General features: G+C 30.0%; 14 protein-coding genes. 12 read left to right on the top strand and 2 right to left on the bottom strand.

The window, feature by feature from the left end:
* The first annotated feature begins 4 nt into the window (after positions 1–4).
* The 12 genes from FHG05_RS00810 (at position 5) to FHG05_RS00755 (ending at position 13,838) form a co-directional block, all read left to right on the top strand.
* Positions 5–595 (top strand): GNAT family N-acetyltransferase, encoded by a 591-nt coding sequence (locus FHG05_RS00810; protein ID WP_140996114.1) that lies wholly within the window; start codon positions 5–7, stop codon positions 593–595.
* Positions 570–1,607 (top strand): pseudaminic acid synthase, encoded by a 1,038-nt coding sequence (gene pseI / locus FHG05_RS00805; RefSeq protein WP_140996113.1) that lies wholly within the window; start codon positions 570–572, stop codon positions 1,605–1,607. The genes FHG05_RS00810 and pseI overlap by 26 nt, the downstream gene beginning before the upstream one ends.
* Positions 1,604–2,956 (top strand): surface carbohydrate biosynthesis protein, encoded by a 1,353-nt coding sequence (locus FHG05_RS00800; protein ID WP_140996112.1) that lies wholly within the window; start codon positions 1,604–1,606, stop codon positions 2,954–2,956. Before pseI ends, FHG05_RS00800 begins: the two co-directional genes overlap by 4 nt.
* Positions 2,957–2,959: 3 nt before the next feature.
* Positions 2,960–4,345: a glycosyltransferase family protein gene (locus FHG05_RS00795; protein WP_140996111.1), complete on the top strand. Its 1,386-nt coding sequence runs from the start codon at positions 2,960–2,962 to the stop codon at positions 4,343–4,345.
* Entirely contained in the window at positions 4,335–5,543 is a 1,209-nt protein-coding gene (locus tag FHG05_RS00790; protein ID WP_140996110.1) for a glycosyltransferase family 4 protein, read from the top strand. The genes FHG05_RS00795 and FHG05_RS00790 overlap by 11 nt, the downstream gene beginning before the upstream one ends.
* A complete protein-coding gene (locus FHG05_RS00785) occupies positions 5,544–6,701 on the top strand; it encodes a glycosyltransferase (protein ID WP_140996109.1) in 1,158 nt (385 codons plus the stop codon).
* Between the two features lie 3 nt (positions 6,702–6,704).
* Positions 6,705–7,724, top strand: a complete 1,020-nt coding sequence (locus FHG05_RS00780; RefSeq protein ID WP_140996108.1) for a glycosyltransferase — start codon at positions 6,705–6,707, stop codon at positions 7,722–7,724.
* A 10-nt stretch (positions 7,725–7,734) separates the two neighbouring features.
* The gene (locus FHG05_RS00775; RefSeq protein ID WP_140996107.1) at positions 7,735–9,162 is read left to right on the top strand and encodes an MBOAT family O-acyltransferase; all 1,428 of its coding nucleotides are present in this window, start codon (positions 7,735–7,737) and stop codon (positions 9,160–9,162) included.
* Position 9,163: 1 nt separating this feature from the next.
* Positions 9,164–10,033 carry a hypothetical protein gene (locus tag FHG05_RS00770; protein WP_140996106.1) on the top strand — a complete coding sequence of 290 codons (870 nt, stop codon included), beginning with the start codon at positions 9,164–9,166 and terminating at the stop codon, positions 10,031–10,033.
* A gap of 15 nt (positions 10,034–10,048) precedes the next feature.
* On the top strand, positions 10,049–11,404 hold the full coding sequence (locus tag FHG05_RS00765) for an O-antigen ligase family protein (protein WP_140996105.1): 1,356 nt from the start codon (positions 10,049–10,051) through the stop codon (positions 11,402–11,404).
* Positions 11,376–12,386: a glycosyltransferase family 4 protein gene (locus FHG05_RS00760; protein WP_140996104.1), complete on the top strand. Its 1,011-nt coding sequence runs from the start codon at positions 11,376–11,378 to the stop codon at positions 12,384–12,386. Before FHG05_RS00765 ends, FHG05_RS00760 begins: the two co-directional genes overlap by 29 nt.
* A 69-nt stretch (positions 12,387–12,455) precedes the next feature.
* Positions 12,456–13,838 (top strand): exopolysaccharide biosynthesis polyprenyl glycosylphosphotransferase, encoded by a 1,383-nt coding sequence (locus FHG05_RS00755; protein ID WP_140996103.1) that lies wholly within the window; start codon positions 12,456–12,458, stop codon positions 13,836–13,838.
* Between the two features lie 34 nt (positions 13,839–13,872).
* Here the strand turns inward: FHG05_RS00755 and FHG05_RS00750 are convergent, their stop codons facing one another.
* Both FHG05_RS00750 and FHG05_RS00745 read right to left on the bottom strand, forming a co-directional pair.
* Positions 13,873–14,991 (bottom strand): lipoprotein N-acyltransferase Lnb domain-containing protein, encoded by a 1,119-nt coding sequence (locus FHG05_RS00750; protein ID WP_140996102.1) that lies wholly within the window; start codon positions 14,989–14,991, stop codon positions 13,873–13,875.
* A gap of 35 nt (positions 14,992–15,026) precedes the next feature.
* On the bottom strand, positions 15,027–16,097 hold the full coding sequence (locus FHG05_RS00745) for a putative type IX sorting system protein PorV2 (protein ID WP_232338035.1): 1,071 nt from the start codon (positions 16,095–16,097) through the stop codon (positions 15,027–15,029).
* Between the last annotated feature and the right edge of the window lie 137 nt (positions 16,098–16,234).

Raw genomic sequence — 16,234 nt, 5'->3', positions numbered from 1 at the left:
AATTATGAAGAATCAATATAAAAGTGAAAGGTTGTACTTAAAGGAAATTGAAATTGATAACATAAATGATACCGTTATGGCTTGGTTTGATGATGAAGAGTTGATGCAATTTTATTCTAATTCTAAAAATAAAATTACGAAAGAGAGGCTTTTGCAATCCATTGAAGAAGGAAAGCAAAAAGGGAATTTGTTTACTTTTGGAATATTTGTACATGAAAATAACGAACTAATAGGAACTTTAAAGCTAGGGCCTATTAATTTTGTTCATAAAACTTCTGATTTAGTAGCGTTGATAGGAAATAGAAATTTTCTAGGGAAAGGTTTAGCAGTCGAAGCAATTAAATTAGGGAATGAATTGGCTTTTCAGGAGTTTGATATTAGAAAATTATATGGTGGGATGTATGTGTCTAATGTAGCCTCAATAAAAGCGTATCATAGAGCAGGATGGGTTATTGAAGGCAGATTAAAAGGATTTTACATGGTTGAAGGAAAGAATGAGGATAGAATTCTCGTGGGATGTTATAATCCAAAATATTTTACTGAAGAAGAAATAAAAGAACTAAAAGATAATGAAAATAGATACTTTTCATATTAATGATAACAGCCCAGTTTTTATTATAGCTGAATTATCCGCAAATCATAATGGAAGTTTAGAAACAGCTATTCAGACAATCAAAGCTGCTAAGAGGGCAGGTGCAAATTGTATTAAATTACAAACGTATACTGCAGATACCATTACTTTGGATTCAGAAAAAGAAGATTTTTTAATAAAAGGTACCATTTGGGATGGAAGAAAATTATATGATTTATATAATGAGGCTTATACACCCTGGGAATGGCATGCTGAGTTATTTAAAGTAGCGAAAGAAGAAGGTTTAGTCTGTTTTTCATCTCCATTTGATAAGTCAGCAGTTGATTTTTTAGAAACGCTAGGTACTCCAGCATATAAAATTGCATCATTTGAAATTACTGATATTCCTTTAATTGAATACGTAGCTTCTAAAATGAAACCCGTCATTATTTCAACTGGTGTTGCTACTGAAGAAGATATTCAATTGGCATTAGAAGCTTGTTATAAAGTAGGAAATAAAAATATCGCATTACTTAAATGTACGTCCAGTTATCCAGCGCCTATTGAAGAAGCCAATATGTGTATGGTAAAAGATTTAGCTGAAAAATATAATGTAATTGCCGGTTTGTCCGACCATACTATGGGAAATACTGTTCCTATAGTTGCTACTGTTTTTGGTGCAAAAATTATTGAAAAACATTTTATTTTAGATAGAGCAATAGGTGGACCAGATGCTTCTTTTTCTATGGATGAAACCGAATTTTCCTCGATGGTAAAAGCGGTAAGAGAAGCAGAAAAAGCTATTGGTGTAGTGGATTATGCATTAACTGAAAAGCAAATAAAAGGAAGAGAATTTTGTAGGTCGTTATACATCACTCAAGACGTAAAAAAAGGAGCTGTTTTTACTGTGGAAAATCTTAAATCAGTGCGGCCAGGATTTGGGTTGCATCCAAAACATTATAATAAAATTCTAGGAACCAAAGCAGATAGGGACTTTGAAAAAGGGGAGCGATTTTTAACAAAGGATTTAGAATGAATTTATCTGAAAAAAAAGTACTTTTTATAACAACATATAAAGCAAGAGATTTTGAAGGGAATGCTCTAGTAGGCTATTATTTGTATAAAAATTATGCGATAGAATCTCAATTTATTCATGGCTATTCTGTGAAACAAGAGATTGAAAAACTAAAGCCGGCCGTATTAATTATGGATCATTTGGTTTGGGATCATAAAAAAGAACTTGCTGTTTGGGCAAACTCAGTTGGTGTTAGAGTTGTATTACTCTTTACAGAAGGGTATTACAAAGACATTTCTAGTTTCGACAAAATCTTTGGTCATCCAAATGCCGATAAATTAAATGTAACAAAGTACTTAGTCTGGAACAACCAAATGGTAAAGCGTGTAAAGGATTTAGATTATTCAGATGAGTTTTCTCAAAAAATGATTGTCACTGGAAGTCCAAGGTTCGATTTTTTAACCAATACCAGTTTGTCTTCATTTGGATTTAGTAAATTGGATTTTATAAAAAAATATGATTTACAAGATTATAAGGAGATTATAACCTATATGTCTACTACTCCTTATCAAGGATATAGTTTTGAAAAATTTTATTCAAGATATAAAAAGAAAGCTAATTTTTCTGATGAAATTATTCGTAATTTTTATGATGATAATCAAAATCAGTTTAGAAATCATACAACTATCATTAAAAAACTAGCAGTATCCAATCCAGAAATAGTTTTCTTTTACAAAGCACATCCTTCTGAAGCATATATTTCAAATTATGAAACAGTTTTCGAAGGAGTTAACAATATTAAATTAATTAGTAATGAGAATGTGAGACCTTTTTTGCAATATAGTAATTTAGTAATTCAGAGAAATTGTACTACAGCTTTAGAATCTTGGTTGTTAGGGAAACCAGTTGTTCAATTAGATGATGCCGATTACAATAGCAAAACTTATAAAGAACATCTTGATTATTCCTACTTAATCAATAATTTTGAAGAGTTAGATGCATTTATAAAAAGTAAAGAATATCAAAATTGGAATGTAGATAATGTGGCCACTTTTTTAGAAGGTATATTTGGCAAATTAGATGGCCTCGCATATAAAAGAGTTGCGGATGAAATTTTAATGGAACTCGAAAAATGGAATGAAATAGATCAAAGAAATCTTGAAAATAATTTACTCAAATATCGAAAAGAAGTAGACACTAGATTCATAAATAGAGTCAAAGATTTCTTAAGGCTCGATAGAAAAACCTCATTAAGACCAAAGGTTTATATTAAAAGACTTTTTAGAAAGAAAAAAAATAATAGTAACGAAGTAAATATTGAACCGAATGAAGTTCATGAATTTTACAATAAGCTTAATGATTTTGTATAAACAATGAAACCCCAAATTTTAATCATATTACCTCGAGGAGAAACCATACGAAACTTTATCTACACGGGTATTGTTAAAGATGTAATGAAATACTTCCACGTAACACTTTATGCCGTTAAGCCCAATGAGACTATTTGGAAATTATTGTCTGAAAGTTCAGATCAACTATACGAGTTAAAAACAGAAAATTTTTCTTATGGATATAAAATTTTCTTTGAAATTTTTGATTTGGCTCACAATCGGTACATGTGGTCAGAAGCTGCTAAAGTGCGATGGGAAATGAGAGATGTGGAAGCGAATTCTATTAAGAAAAAAATAATTAGAAGAATTAAGAAAAGCATTGCTATTTTATTAGCACATCGTAAAACCCTACAATGGGCTGAAAAAATTGATGCATGGCTTGCGAGTAAAGAAAAGCAAGTATTGGAATATCAGAAATTTTTATTAGAAAATAAATTTGATTTGGTTTTTAATACTTCTCACTCGCATGCGCGAATTGCATTGCCGTTAGTTTATGCCGCTAATAATTTAAATATCAAGACCACCACCTTTTTATATTCATGGGATAACCTTACTTCGCAAGGACGCGTTGTGCCGAAATATGATTTCTATTTTGCATGGAATTCAAAAATTAAAAATGATTTTCATACGATTTATCCTCATGTTAAAAAAAATCAGGTAATTGTAACAGGGACTCCTCAATTTATCAATCATTTTGATGAGGATAAATGTTTGTCTAAAAAGGAATTGTATGAAAAACTCGGGCTTAATTTAGAGGATAAATATTTTTTATATTCTTCTGGAATGAGTCATCATATGCCTTATGAACCTTATGTAGTAGAGCGAATAGCCGATATAATCTATTCAATAGATCCAGAAATAAAATTAGTAGTTAGAACCTATGCAAAAGATAAAGCTTCCGTATTTAGGGAGTTAAAAACAAGAAGAAAAGATATTCTTATTCCTGAAGTAGATTGGGAACCTAATTTTCAAACGCCTTTACTTAGTGATCAAGAATTTTTTGTGAGTCTAATGAAAAATGCTATTGCAGGAATTAATGTGGCATCAACAGTTTCTTTAGAATTATGTATGTTAAATAAGCCTGCAATCAATGTAGGATATAATCCACCCGATAAAAATATTTATCCCTATAATTACACACGTTTTTATAGTTTTGATCACTATAAACCTATCGTCGAAAGTGGTGCCGTTCAAGTAGCGATTAATGAAGCACATTTGAAGAAGTTATTGGAAAATGCGATTGAAAACCCTAAAGAGTTTGCTGTGGAGCGACAAAAACTCATAGCCGATTTTTTTGAAAATAATTTAAGTCAAAGCATAAAGGAGAATTTTGTAAGTGTAATTGCTACTATTCATAATGAAAAGTAAACGTATAGCTGTTGTTAGTCATGTTAATCCGTTTTCAAAAGGAAGTGGACAAGTAGAGCGTGTCTATAATACGCTATTAGCATTAGCTTATGAATGGGAAGAACTCACTATTTATACCTTACATGAAAATAAAAGTCATCCAAATAAGATGGAAGTTTTGTGTTCTATAAATAAAAGAATTTCAATTGTTTATGTAAAAAATAAAAAACCAAATTGGATTGTCGCTTTTTTATTTAAATTTTTACCTTATTTAGGTTACGGTAAAGAATCTAATTTTTCTATTCCGTTTTTATTTGATGGGATTGAAAAGGAATTAGCAACTCAATTTGATGTGGTGCTTTTTGAATATTGGCATTTATATAAATTAGCGAAAAGACTTAAAAATAGAGGGATATTTGTCATTTGTGATACGCATAATATTTTATTGAATTCCTTTACAGAATTTATTCGTAAAAAAAAGTGGTTACCCAAAATATACCAATCCTTTTTAATTAAAAAATATGCTCATTTGGAATTTGAAATAGCCTTAAAGGAAAATTTTAATCTTATAATTGCGATTAATAAAGAAGAGGAAAACATTCTTAAAATAAAATTTCCTAACCAAAAAATTTATTACTTTCCAATGGGAATTAAGTTCAATCCAATTGCAAGTTGGAGGAATTCAAAAGAAATTCACAACCATTATACTATTGTTTATTATGGAGGATTGAGTAGTATTCGAAATTCACATGCTGCTTTACAGGTAATTCAAGCTGTTGAAAAAATACAAGAAATTGAAATTCATATGATAATAGTAGGTTCCAATGCGCCTTCTTTTTTAAAGGATTATATTGCTAAAAAAAAGGGAATTACTTTGTTAGGGTTTGTTGAAAATTTAGAAGAGGCTTTTGAAGGTGTAGATTTAGCAGTAATTCCTTTTGAAGGCAAGTATGGTTTCAGAAGTAGATTAATAGAGTTAATGCATTATGAAATTCCTATTTTAACTACTGAAGACGCAATTTGGGGAATGGGTTTTAAAGATAAAGTAAATGTGCTTGTCTCAAGTGGTACTTGGGAGAAAGACATTAAGAAAGCACTTAAAGATGAGCGATTACGTATGCAAATCGCTAAAAACGCAAAAAATAAAATTGAAGAGGAGTTTACTTTTGAAAATACCTATTTAAAGTTTGTATCCGATTTAATACAAATAGTTAATTAAATGAGACTATTAGTTTTTTCACATAAAGAATGTTGGAAAAGTGATGCATCACCTACAAAATGGGCTACAGATGGAGGCTTTGCCATGCATATGGATTATTTGTCTAAATTGTTTGATGAAACAAGAATAATAGTTCCTCAAATTGATAGAATGCCAAAGGGAGAAGTGTTTTTTACAAATGATGCTATTACCATTTTACCTGTTAAAGTTTGGATTAAAAGAGGAATATTGAACAAGCTATTTATGCCTTTTTGGCTTTTATTTTATTTGCCAAAATTCATTTATGAGATTATGAAATGTGATGCTATTCACGCACCTATTCCAAGTAATATAGGTACAATTGGTTTTTTGCTGGCTCATTTGTTCCAAAAACCTTTGTATATTAGACACTGTGGAAACTGGTTTGTACAGCGCACAAAAGCGGAACAATTTTGGCATTGGTACATGGAAAAATTTGCTGGAGGGAGAAACGTTTTTTTAACGACAGGTGGATCAAAAGAGTCACCTTCTCAAAAAAATGAGCATATAAAGTGGATTTTTTCTAGCAGTCTTACGTTACAAGAAATAAAAATTTTTGAAGCTAAAAGAAATTGGAACTATCCTTTTCGTTGTTGTATAGTTTGTCGACAAGAAAAAGGTAAAGGGACAGAAATTGTAATCGAAGCCATCCATAAATTGAAAGAAAAAGGAATGAATTTTAAGTTCGATGTAGTTGGTGATGGTAGTTATTTGGAAACGCTAAAGCAGTATGCTATTGAAATGCAAGTAGAAGAACAAGTTCACTTTTACGGTAAATTGAATCATGAAGAAGTTTTAAAAGTTTTACAAAAAAATGATTTCTTTATTTATCCAACAGCATCAGAAGGATTTCCAAAAGTAGTTTTAGAAGCAATGAGTCAAGGGTTACTTGTAATAACCACACCGGTTTCTGTTTTGGGTCAAATGATAACAGAATCAAAATCGGGAGCCATATTAGAAGAAAGAAATGCTGAGGAAGTGATTAAAAAAATCAATGTATTACTTTCTGATCCAAATAATCTTTCTCTAATGAGTGAAAATGCAATCGCTTATTCAAAGCAATTTACTTTAGAAGCTTGGGCAAATGAAATAGGTTCCCATTTGGAAAAGTCATGGAATGTTAAATTAAATCGTGTTTAGCTCATGAGGATATTATTTTTAGCAGGAACTTTAGGAAGAGGAGGAGCGGAAAAACAATTGTTTTACTTATGTAAATTGTTGAAAGATAATTATGAAATTAAGGTAATTTGTTTAACATCGGGAGAGTTTTACGAAAATGAAATTAGAACACTAGGAATTACAGTTGAGAGTATAAAAAACACACCCAATAAGTTTTCTAAATTATACAGGATATTTAAAGTTGCCAAGAGTTTCAAACCTAATGTTATTTATGGTTTTCATTTTTATACGGGTGTGTATGTAGGGTTAATAGGAATGTTTTTAGGAGCTTTTAGTATAGGTTCCATAAGAAGTAATGGTAAAGCTGAAAAAGAAGCCAATGGAATTTTCTCTTGGCTGCATTATTTTTTCCCTAAAATCATTATTGCAAACTCAAAAAATGCGATACAGAATTGTAAAAAAATATTTTATTCAAAAGAGTTAAAATTTGTGCCTAATATAATAGATGCATCTCATTTTGAATTTAAACCTAAAAAGAGTAGTAATACCATTAATTTAATATTTATTGGAAGTTTAAAAGAAATTAAACAACCCCATTTATTTATACGTATTGTTTCACTATTGATTGCGGCAAAATATACTATTGACGCTAAAATTCTTGGTGAAGGGTATTTAATGGAAGATTTAAAAAAGCAATCGAATAATTTACCTATTCATTTTTTAGGAAATGTTGATGATGTAAGGCCTTATTTATATGAAGCGGATTATTTAATTTCAACTTCAAAATTAGAAGGTACCCCTAATGTTTTCTTGGAAGCTTTTGCAACAGGAACAAGTGTTTTAGCATTATATCATGAAGGTCTTGAGGAATGGGTTCAAAATGGAAATGTAGAAAAAATAATGAGTATAGAGGCTATGAAACTTTCGATTATTGAAAATAAAAGAAATAATCTAGAAAAGAATAGGGAATTAGTATTGAATGAGTATAGTAATGAAAATGTAATAAAGAAGATTGCAGCTATTCTCCAATCTTCAATAAAATAAAAACCGTATTATGTTTTTTAACTCCATAACATTTGCCATTTTTCTTCCAATTGTTTTTTTGTTGTATTGGTTTGTATTTAATCAATCCAAAAAAAGTCAGAACACAATATTAATTTTAGCCAGTTATTATTTTTATTCGTGTTGGGATTGGCGCTTCTTATTTTTATTAATTTTTTCTACTATTTTGGATTATACTAGTGGTATAATGATGGGTAAATATGAATCGAAAACCAAAAGAAAATTTTGGCTATGGTTAACTATAAGTATAAATTTAGGGTTTTTAGGGGTTTTTAAATATTATGATTTTTTTGCTTCTTCTTTTGCTGAATTCGTTCAAGGTTTTGGTTTGGAAGTACAACCTTATTTATTGCAATTAGTGCTACCTGTAGGAATCTCTTTTTATACTTTTCATGGATTGTCTTACGTAATTGATATTTACTACAAAAGGATACAACCAGAAAAAAACTTTATTGATTATTCGCTCTTCGTGTGTTATTTTCCGCTATTAGTAGCTGGACCTATTGAAAGAGCGACTCATTTATTACCACAAGTGAAAATAAAACGTTTTTTTCAGTATGAACAAGGAATTCAAGGAATTAAATTAATCCTATTTGGATTGTTTAAAAAAGTGGTAGTTGCTGATAATTGTGCATTTTTTGTAAATCAATTGTTTGAAAATCATACTAATTTTACAGCTGTTGAATTATGGATTGGAAGTTTTTTATTTGCTTTCCAAATTTATGGTGATTTTAGTGGCTATTCTGATATAGCAATTGGAACTTCTAAATTATTTGGGATTGAATTATTGAAAAATTTTAATTTTCCCTATTTTGCCAAAGATATTGCCGACTTTTGGAGAAGATGGCATATTTCTTTGTCCTCATGGTTTAGAGATTATTTATATATTCCTTTAGGCGGTAGTAAAGGATCTAAATGGTATCAGATTAGAAATGTGTTTGTCATTTTTCTGGTTAGCGGATTTTGGCATGGTGCTAATTGGACTTTTATTATGTGGGGAGGCTTGCACGCTTTTTTATTTATTCCACTGTTATTGGTCAATAAAAATAGAAGGAATTTATCCAATGTAGGTTATAGTTATAAAGATTTTCCAAAAATCATTCTTACGTTTTTACTAGTATCTTTAGCATGGATATTTTTTAGGGCTGATTCAGTTTCAATTGCATTTGATTATTTACATAGAATGCTTCAATTCGATTCCATTAGCATTCAGTTTTACATTAAAAACGCTAAATATATCTTATTGTCAGCAATAGTATTTGTTTCATCTTTTGCATTGCTGTTATTAGAATGGTGTTTTTTGAAAAAATATAATGGAGAAATCGTTTTGTCTAAAGGAATGCTTTTTTTACTAGTGGCAATGCTTTTATTTATGGGGGTTTATCGCAATCAATTGTCTTTTATATATTTTCAATTTTGATATGAAACAGTTTATAAAAAAAATAGCATTTTATGTATTGATGAGTTTATTGCTTTTCAATGGTATCGCATTTCTGAGTTTGCAAATTTTAGGTAAATCGAATTTTTATAAACCTGAATTCGTTAAAAATACTGTAATTGATACTAATTTTGATTATGTTGTATTAGGATCGAGTACAGGACTCACAACTTTAGATACGAAATTGATTGATTCCATTACAAATAAAAAAGGCTTGAATATCAGTATGGATGACACCTCTTTAAATTCTCATTTTTTAATGCTACAGCATTTTAAAGCTTCAAATAAGAGTGCAAAATGTTTGGTTTTAGCAGTTACGCCTTGGGATTTAAAAAATAAGAATCCAAAATTAAATAATAATGATTATCGTTTTCTTCCTTACGTTCAGGAAGATTATGTGTTTGATTATTACAATGAGTTGGAAACAAAAACATTTAAACCCTTGTCTTTTTCCAGATATTTTCCAATTATAGGAGTGAGTTATTACAATACTGAAATTTTCTATCCATCAATTATATCTTTTTTTAATTCGAATAAAAGAAATCATTTTGACGACAAAGGTAATTTTTGTTATCCAACAAATGGAAAACCTAATAAATTAGAAATAGATGAAATAGAGGTAGTCATTAATAATCCATTTTATTTTAAAATTAAAGAGTTTTGTTCTCAAAATAATATTAAATTAAGAATTTACATTTCTCCAATATTCAAAACAAAATTAAAAATTCATGATGATAGTATAATTGATCAATCCAATTTCCTTATTGACGAGGAAATGTTTTATGATAATATTCATGTTAATCAAATTGGAAGGCGGAAATGTTCGATAGAGTTTGCAAAATATTTAAAATAAATAAGAAAAGTTAAAGTGTTTAAGAAAAGTAAAAATTATTATCTCTTATTATTAGGATTTCATGCTGTTTTAGGTGCAATAATTTTTGCTATTCCTTTTTTAGCAAAAATTTTTAGCTTGTTAATTCTTTTGTTTGGTTATGGTATCGTAATTAAAAACAAAAATAGGAATAATGAGGTTCTTATTGTAAGTGCTTACATTGTGGGTGTGGAAGTTTTTTTGAGAATGACTAACGGAATGTACATTAATGAATATGGAAAATACAATATTATCATATTAATGTTTCTAGGTATTCTCTATAGAAAAACCTATAAAGCAAGTATGATTTATGTAATATTTATTATTTTATTAATTCCAGGTGTTTTTTATGGAATTCATACATTAAGCTTTGATACTAATATTAGAAAAGCAATAGCATTTAATATTTCTGGGCCAGTTTGTCTTGGTTTCTCCGCTTTGTATTGTATGGGGAGAGTGGTTACTTTTTCGGAAATAAAAAAAATATTTATAGCGTTTGGATTACCTATATTATCTATTGTGGTTTATTTAATTTTCTATGCTCCAGATATACGTTCTGTAATTACAGGTACCGAATCAAATCATAGTACTTCTGGAGGTTTTGGCCCCAATCAAATGTCGACAATTTTAGGGTTTGGTATTTTTATATATTTTACTATTTTTTATATTTTTTCAAAAACGAAAACAAATAAAATTATTACTCTTTTTCTTTTAGTTGTTGTTTCTTTTAGAGGAATCATTACTTTTTCTAGAGGAGGAGTTTATGTAGGGGTTGGAATGATATTGCTTTTGGTTTTAATAACTTTTACATTGGTTAACTCCAAAGCAAAAATGAGGGTAATAGCGATGGTATTAATAGGTTCTTTTTTAGCATTAGGAATATGGACCTATAGTTCAGTAGCAACTGGAGGCTTAATTGATAAGAGATACGCTAATCAGGATGCAAGTGGAAAAGAAAAGAGAAGTAAATTAACAGGTAGAGAGACATTGATAGAATCGGAGTTATTAATGTTTTATGAGAATCCAATAACAGGTGTAGGTGTCGGTAAAAATAAAGAATATAGGGAAATGTTGACAGGAATTGAAGCTGCTTCTCATAATGAAATATCAAGAATGCTCGCTGAGCATGGCGTTTTAGGAATTATAGGTTTATTAATTTTATTTATAACACCTTTGTTTTTTTTCTTTATGAATAGGCAAAACATTTTTGCATTGTCCTTTTTTATATTTTGGTTATTAACTATTAATCATGCTGCTATGCGATTAGCGGCTCCAGCTTTTGTTTACGGCTTGTCACTTATACGAATAAAATTAAATAGCGAAGATGAAGAACCTACTGTACATAGGGAATAAACTTTCGCAGCATGGTTTGAATAAAACAACCATTGAGACTTTAGGAGAATCACTTAAAGAAGAAGGATATGAAGTTGTTTCAGTTTCTTCAAAAAAGAATTTTTTCTTCAGACTTTTGGATATGATTTATACATTATTGCGTAACTCAAACCGAACGGATTATGTACTTATCGATACCTATAGCACAAAGGCATTTTGGTATGCATGGATTACGAGTCAGTTAGCTCGAATTCTAAACCTAAAATACATTCCTATACTACACGGTGGTAATTTGCCGAATCGTTTGCAAAGCAATCCTTTTTTATGTCGATTACTATTTGAAAATGCTTGGAGAAATGTTGCTCCATCTCATTATCTAAAAGCTGCTTTTGAAGCTAAAGGGTTTACAAATGTCATACATGTACCTAATACTATTTCCATTGAAAACTATGAATTTAAAGAAAGAAAAGTATTTCACCCTAAATTACTTTGGGTAAGAGCTTTTGCAACTATTTATAACCCTGTTATGGCAGTTGAAGTTTTGTTTGAACTTCAAAAGAAATACCCAAATGCAACACTCACAATGGTAGGACCTGATAAAGACGGTAGTTTGCAAAAAGTTCAACAAAAAGCAAACGATTTGGGCGTTTTTGTTCGTTTTACAGGGCAACTTTCTAAAGAAGAGTGGTGGCAATTAGCATCTGAACATGATATTTTTATCAATACTACTCATTTTGATAACACGCCAGTAAGCGTTTTAGAAGCAATGGCTCTAGGATTAGCAATCGTATCAACTAATGTAGGTGGTCTACCCTTTTTATTAACCCATCATGAAAATGCTTTGTTGGTTAATGATGGTGATGTATTAGCTATGTGTCAGGCAATAGATAGCATTGTAATCTATCCAAAAGAATCATATTCAAGAATAAATGCTGCAAGAAAACTTGTAGAAACTATGGATTGGAATAGGGTAAAAGAACAATGGAATTTAATTTTAGGATAGAAAAGTTACTATTTCGATAATTTGTTGCTAATTTATTCCTTAATTTGCAGGGAAATAATTCCCCAAATTATGTCAATTTCTAGAAAAATACATTTTGAAATATCGGAAAGGAAAATTTTACTTCGTGTTTTTGATATTTTTTTCGTTTTGCTTGTATTATTCCTAATTGGGAAATATTTTAATTTTACCTACTTTCAAATTACCGCTTCCAATTATTATTGGACTATTGTACTGGCTTTATATATAACAAGTATAGGAACTATATTTGAAATGTATAACCTTCAAATCGCGAATAATAAATTTCTAATTTTAAGAAGCACAATTTTAACAACAGCAGTTACCACTCTTTTATATTTATTAACACCTTTTTATACGCCAATACTTCCGTCGAACCGACTTCAGATTGTTTACTTCTTTGTTGCAATTTTATTCGCTTTGTTGCTTTGGAGAAACCTTTATATTTATTTCTTAGCAGCTAACCGCTTCGTAAAAACAGTATTGTTTGTAGGTAGTAGTAAAAAAGTAGAGAGCTTAGTAGAAGAACTTACAAGAGTGAATCCACATTATAAAGTAATTGGTTTTATAGCCACTGATGATAAAACAGTTAAGACAACCTTGCAAAGTTTATCCCTTTCAGAATTGGAGTCCTTTTTTTCAAAGCATTATATTTCTGAAATTGTAGTTACCAATGACAATAGTAAAGTGATTTCTGTTGCATTGTATTCTCAACTATTAAAATTACTTGAAAAAGGAATCGTAATACGTCAATATGCAGAAGTGTATGAATACAGCACCAATCGTTTGCCGATTCATTTCGAAGATAAAGAATTGTATAAATTCTTTCCCTTTAGTAGAAGTAATCAAAATGCTTTATATGCTTTTTATATTCGTTTTTTAGACGTGCTCTTATCTATTATAGGTCTTTTGGGGTTATTGTGTATTTTGCCTTTTATTATATTATTTAATGCATTATGGAATAAAGGTCCTCTTCTATATAAACAAGAACGTATTGGTAAAAATGGTATTCCTTTTGAGATTTATAAATTAAGAACGATGATTGTAAATGCAGAAAAGGATGGCGCTGTATTTGCTAAAGTAAATGATATAAGGATAACATCATTCGGTCGGTTTTTACGTAAAACAAGAATTGACGAAGTCCCTCAATTTATAAATGTATTGAAAGGGGAAATGGCGCTTATAGGACCACGACCAGAACGTCCGGTATTTGTGGATGAGATTGCCAAGAATATTCCTTTATATCAAACGAGACATGTTATTAAACCTGGATTAACGGGTTGGGCACAAGTAAATTATCCTTATGGAGTTTCGTTGGAAGATAGTTTGATGAAACTGCGTTACGATTTATATTATATTAAGCACAGAAGTTTGTTTTTGGATATTAATATCGTAATGAAAACATTGAGTACCATTCTTTTTGCAAGAGGACAATAATATACTTTTGAATAGATTTTTCAGAATGTCTTTATTAATGACTATTTTTCTTTTGTGTTACTATTATTCTACCTAAGAAAATAAAATGAGCCACTATAAACGGAGTCATAAGATATAAATGCACTTTGTTTAGCATATATAATAAATATACCAATAATAATCCGGCTATAATTTTTCCCCAAAAAATCATTTTTTTGCTATTGTTTTTGTAATAGTAAAATAGAAAAACAATGTATAATGGGTTAAATAATAACGCATTGTAATTCCACATGACTTCTTTGTGTAACGAATAAAAACCAACGCCACATAGAAATACACCAATTAACCCAACAAAACCAAAATAGATGAAGTTTATGCTTTTCTTGTGAAGTAAAACAATAAGTAGTAGTACTATTATAATAGGATAAATGCTGTTGAAAAAAGAAGAGGTGTAATTTGCTGCTGTTGCTTCAAATTGTGTCTTTGTTTCTGTGGTTAAAGCTTTCTTATCTTGGGTTGTGTTTCTTAAAGCCTCAAGAAATTCAAAAGGGAGGAATAAGCGTTCGGCTTTCTGATCTACTTTAGTTCCAAAAATGATATTAATTCCCAATTGTTCCCAAAAATGATTTTTTGAATAAGGGAATAATATTTCTCGATAGGTTATTTCAACTGGTTTTTGAGTATGAATGAGCGTATCACCAAGAATAGTGTTTAATTTGTCTACAACCATATTGGTACAATTTCTATCAATAAACTTGTAGGTATAAAATCGATTTTCACTTTGCAAGTCAGAATTTAAAGAGTCAAAAAGTTGTTGTTTTTTTACTAAAGAGAGTAGTAGTGTTTGTTCGTAAATCGAACGATTTTCATATCGGTAACTGTATTCAAAACTAGGATAATTGCTTACCGACATAAAATATTGTAAGTCTCCTTTTACAAATTTTAAAATAAAATTAGGGGTTTCAAAATCAAAAGTTCCATAATTGTAAACGATATCAAGTTGATTCGGTAAGTCTTTAATACGAACAGCAGTATGACCATATAAAGAGTAGGATTCATTTCCCGTACCACAAGTTAAAACACTCACTTCTGCTTGTTCTGATAACCTTATATTTTGACTGTAAGAAGTACAAGTGAGGAATAGAAAAAAAGAGAACAGTATTTTTTTTATCATATCGTTTTATTTCAAAACATTATTTTGGTGTTGTACTATCTAAAGATACTAAAATCAACCTTTAGAGAGAAAATGTTGGAATACAAAGCGGCACTTTGATCACCTAAATCGGTTAAAGCATAGTCAATTTGGATGCCTTTGTACTTAAAACCCAAGCCTATATTAGGTTGAAAGCTTAATTTTTTTGTATTGTCAATTTGTGTGATTTGTTGAAAATTACCAACACCTGCTCTTAAAAAAACCAAATCAACATAACCAAATTCAAATCCTAGTGCAGGATCAATACTCACTAAACTTGTTGAAATAATATCATTCGTTTGGGTAAATTGCATGTTTAAATTAGCAGCAGCGGTTAGGCTATAATCGTATCGAAATACGTATTTTTTAGCAACACCAAATTGTGCTTTAGGTAAAGTAGCTTCACTGGTTTCAGGAAGCTCCTGATTTTCACCTGGAATTGCATTTTTAATTTTTTCGTATTCTTCTGTATTAATCGACCAAGTATTATATGTCGTAGTAATGTCTCGCAACATTAATCCAAGCATCCATTCATTTTCAGTTTGATATTGAATTCCTAAATCAAAGCCGAATCCCCAAGAATTAGCAAAATCTCCAATTACTCTACGAATTATTTTTGCATTTACACCATAATTAATTCCTTGGACAGGTAAACTTCTAGCATAGGAAAGGGTTAAAGCATAATCAGCAGTCGAAAAAAGAGAAATTCTATTATAGTCAATATTGCCTTGATTGTCAATCAATTGCGTGGTATTAAGAATGTCATCTACTCCAAAACGAATTAAGGAAATTCCTAAAGCACTTCGGTCATCAATAGGCATGGCAAATCCAGCATAATCATATTGCGCTATATTGGCAAAATAATTGGCATGCATCAAACCAATCTGTTTGTCCTCTAATTGTAATAAACCTGCAGGATTCCAATAACCCGAATTAACATCACCAGTATGAGCTGTAACGGTATTACTCATTCCTAATGCAGCAGCATCCACTCCAATGCTCAAAAATTCATTGGAATACTTCCTAAAAGTCTGACTGCTCGAGGTTAAGGCATAGAAAAACAAAACAACAACAAACGTATTTTTCAAAGCAAATTAATTTTTTACAAAGATGAAATAAAAATCTTAATTAGTAAACTCTAAATGTATTAACTTATTGTATTACATTTGTTCTAAAATTAGTAAAAACCAAACAATAGGCTCTTTTTAAATCGTTTTCCTGCTGT

This window comes from Flavobacterium profundi, from assembly GCF_006491645.1.
GTDB lineage: Bacteria > Bacteroidota > Bacteroidia > Flavobacteriales > Flavobacteriaceae > Flavobacterium > Flavobacterium profundi.
The sequence above is the reverse complement of the archived record's forward strand: the minus strand, read 5'-3'. Positions and strand labels throughout refer to the sequence as shown.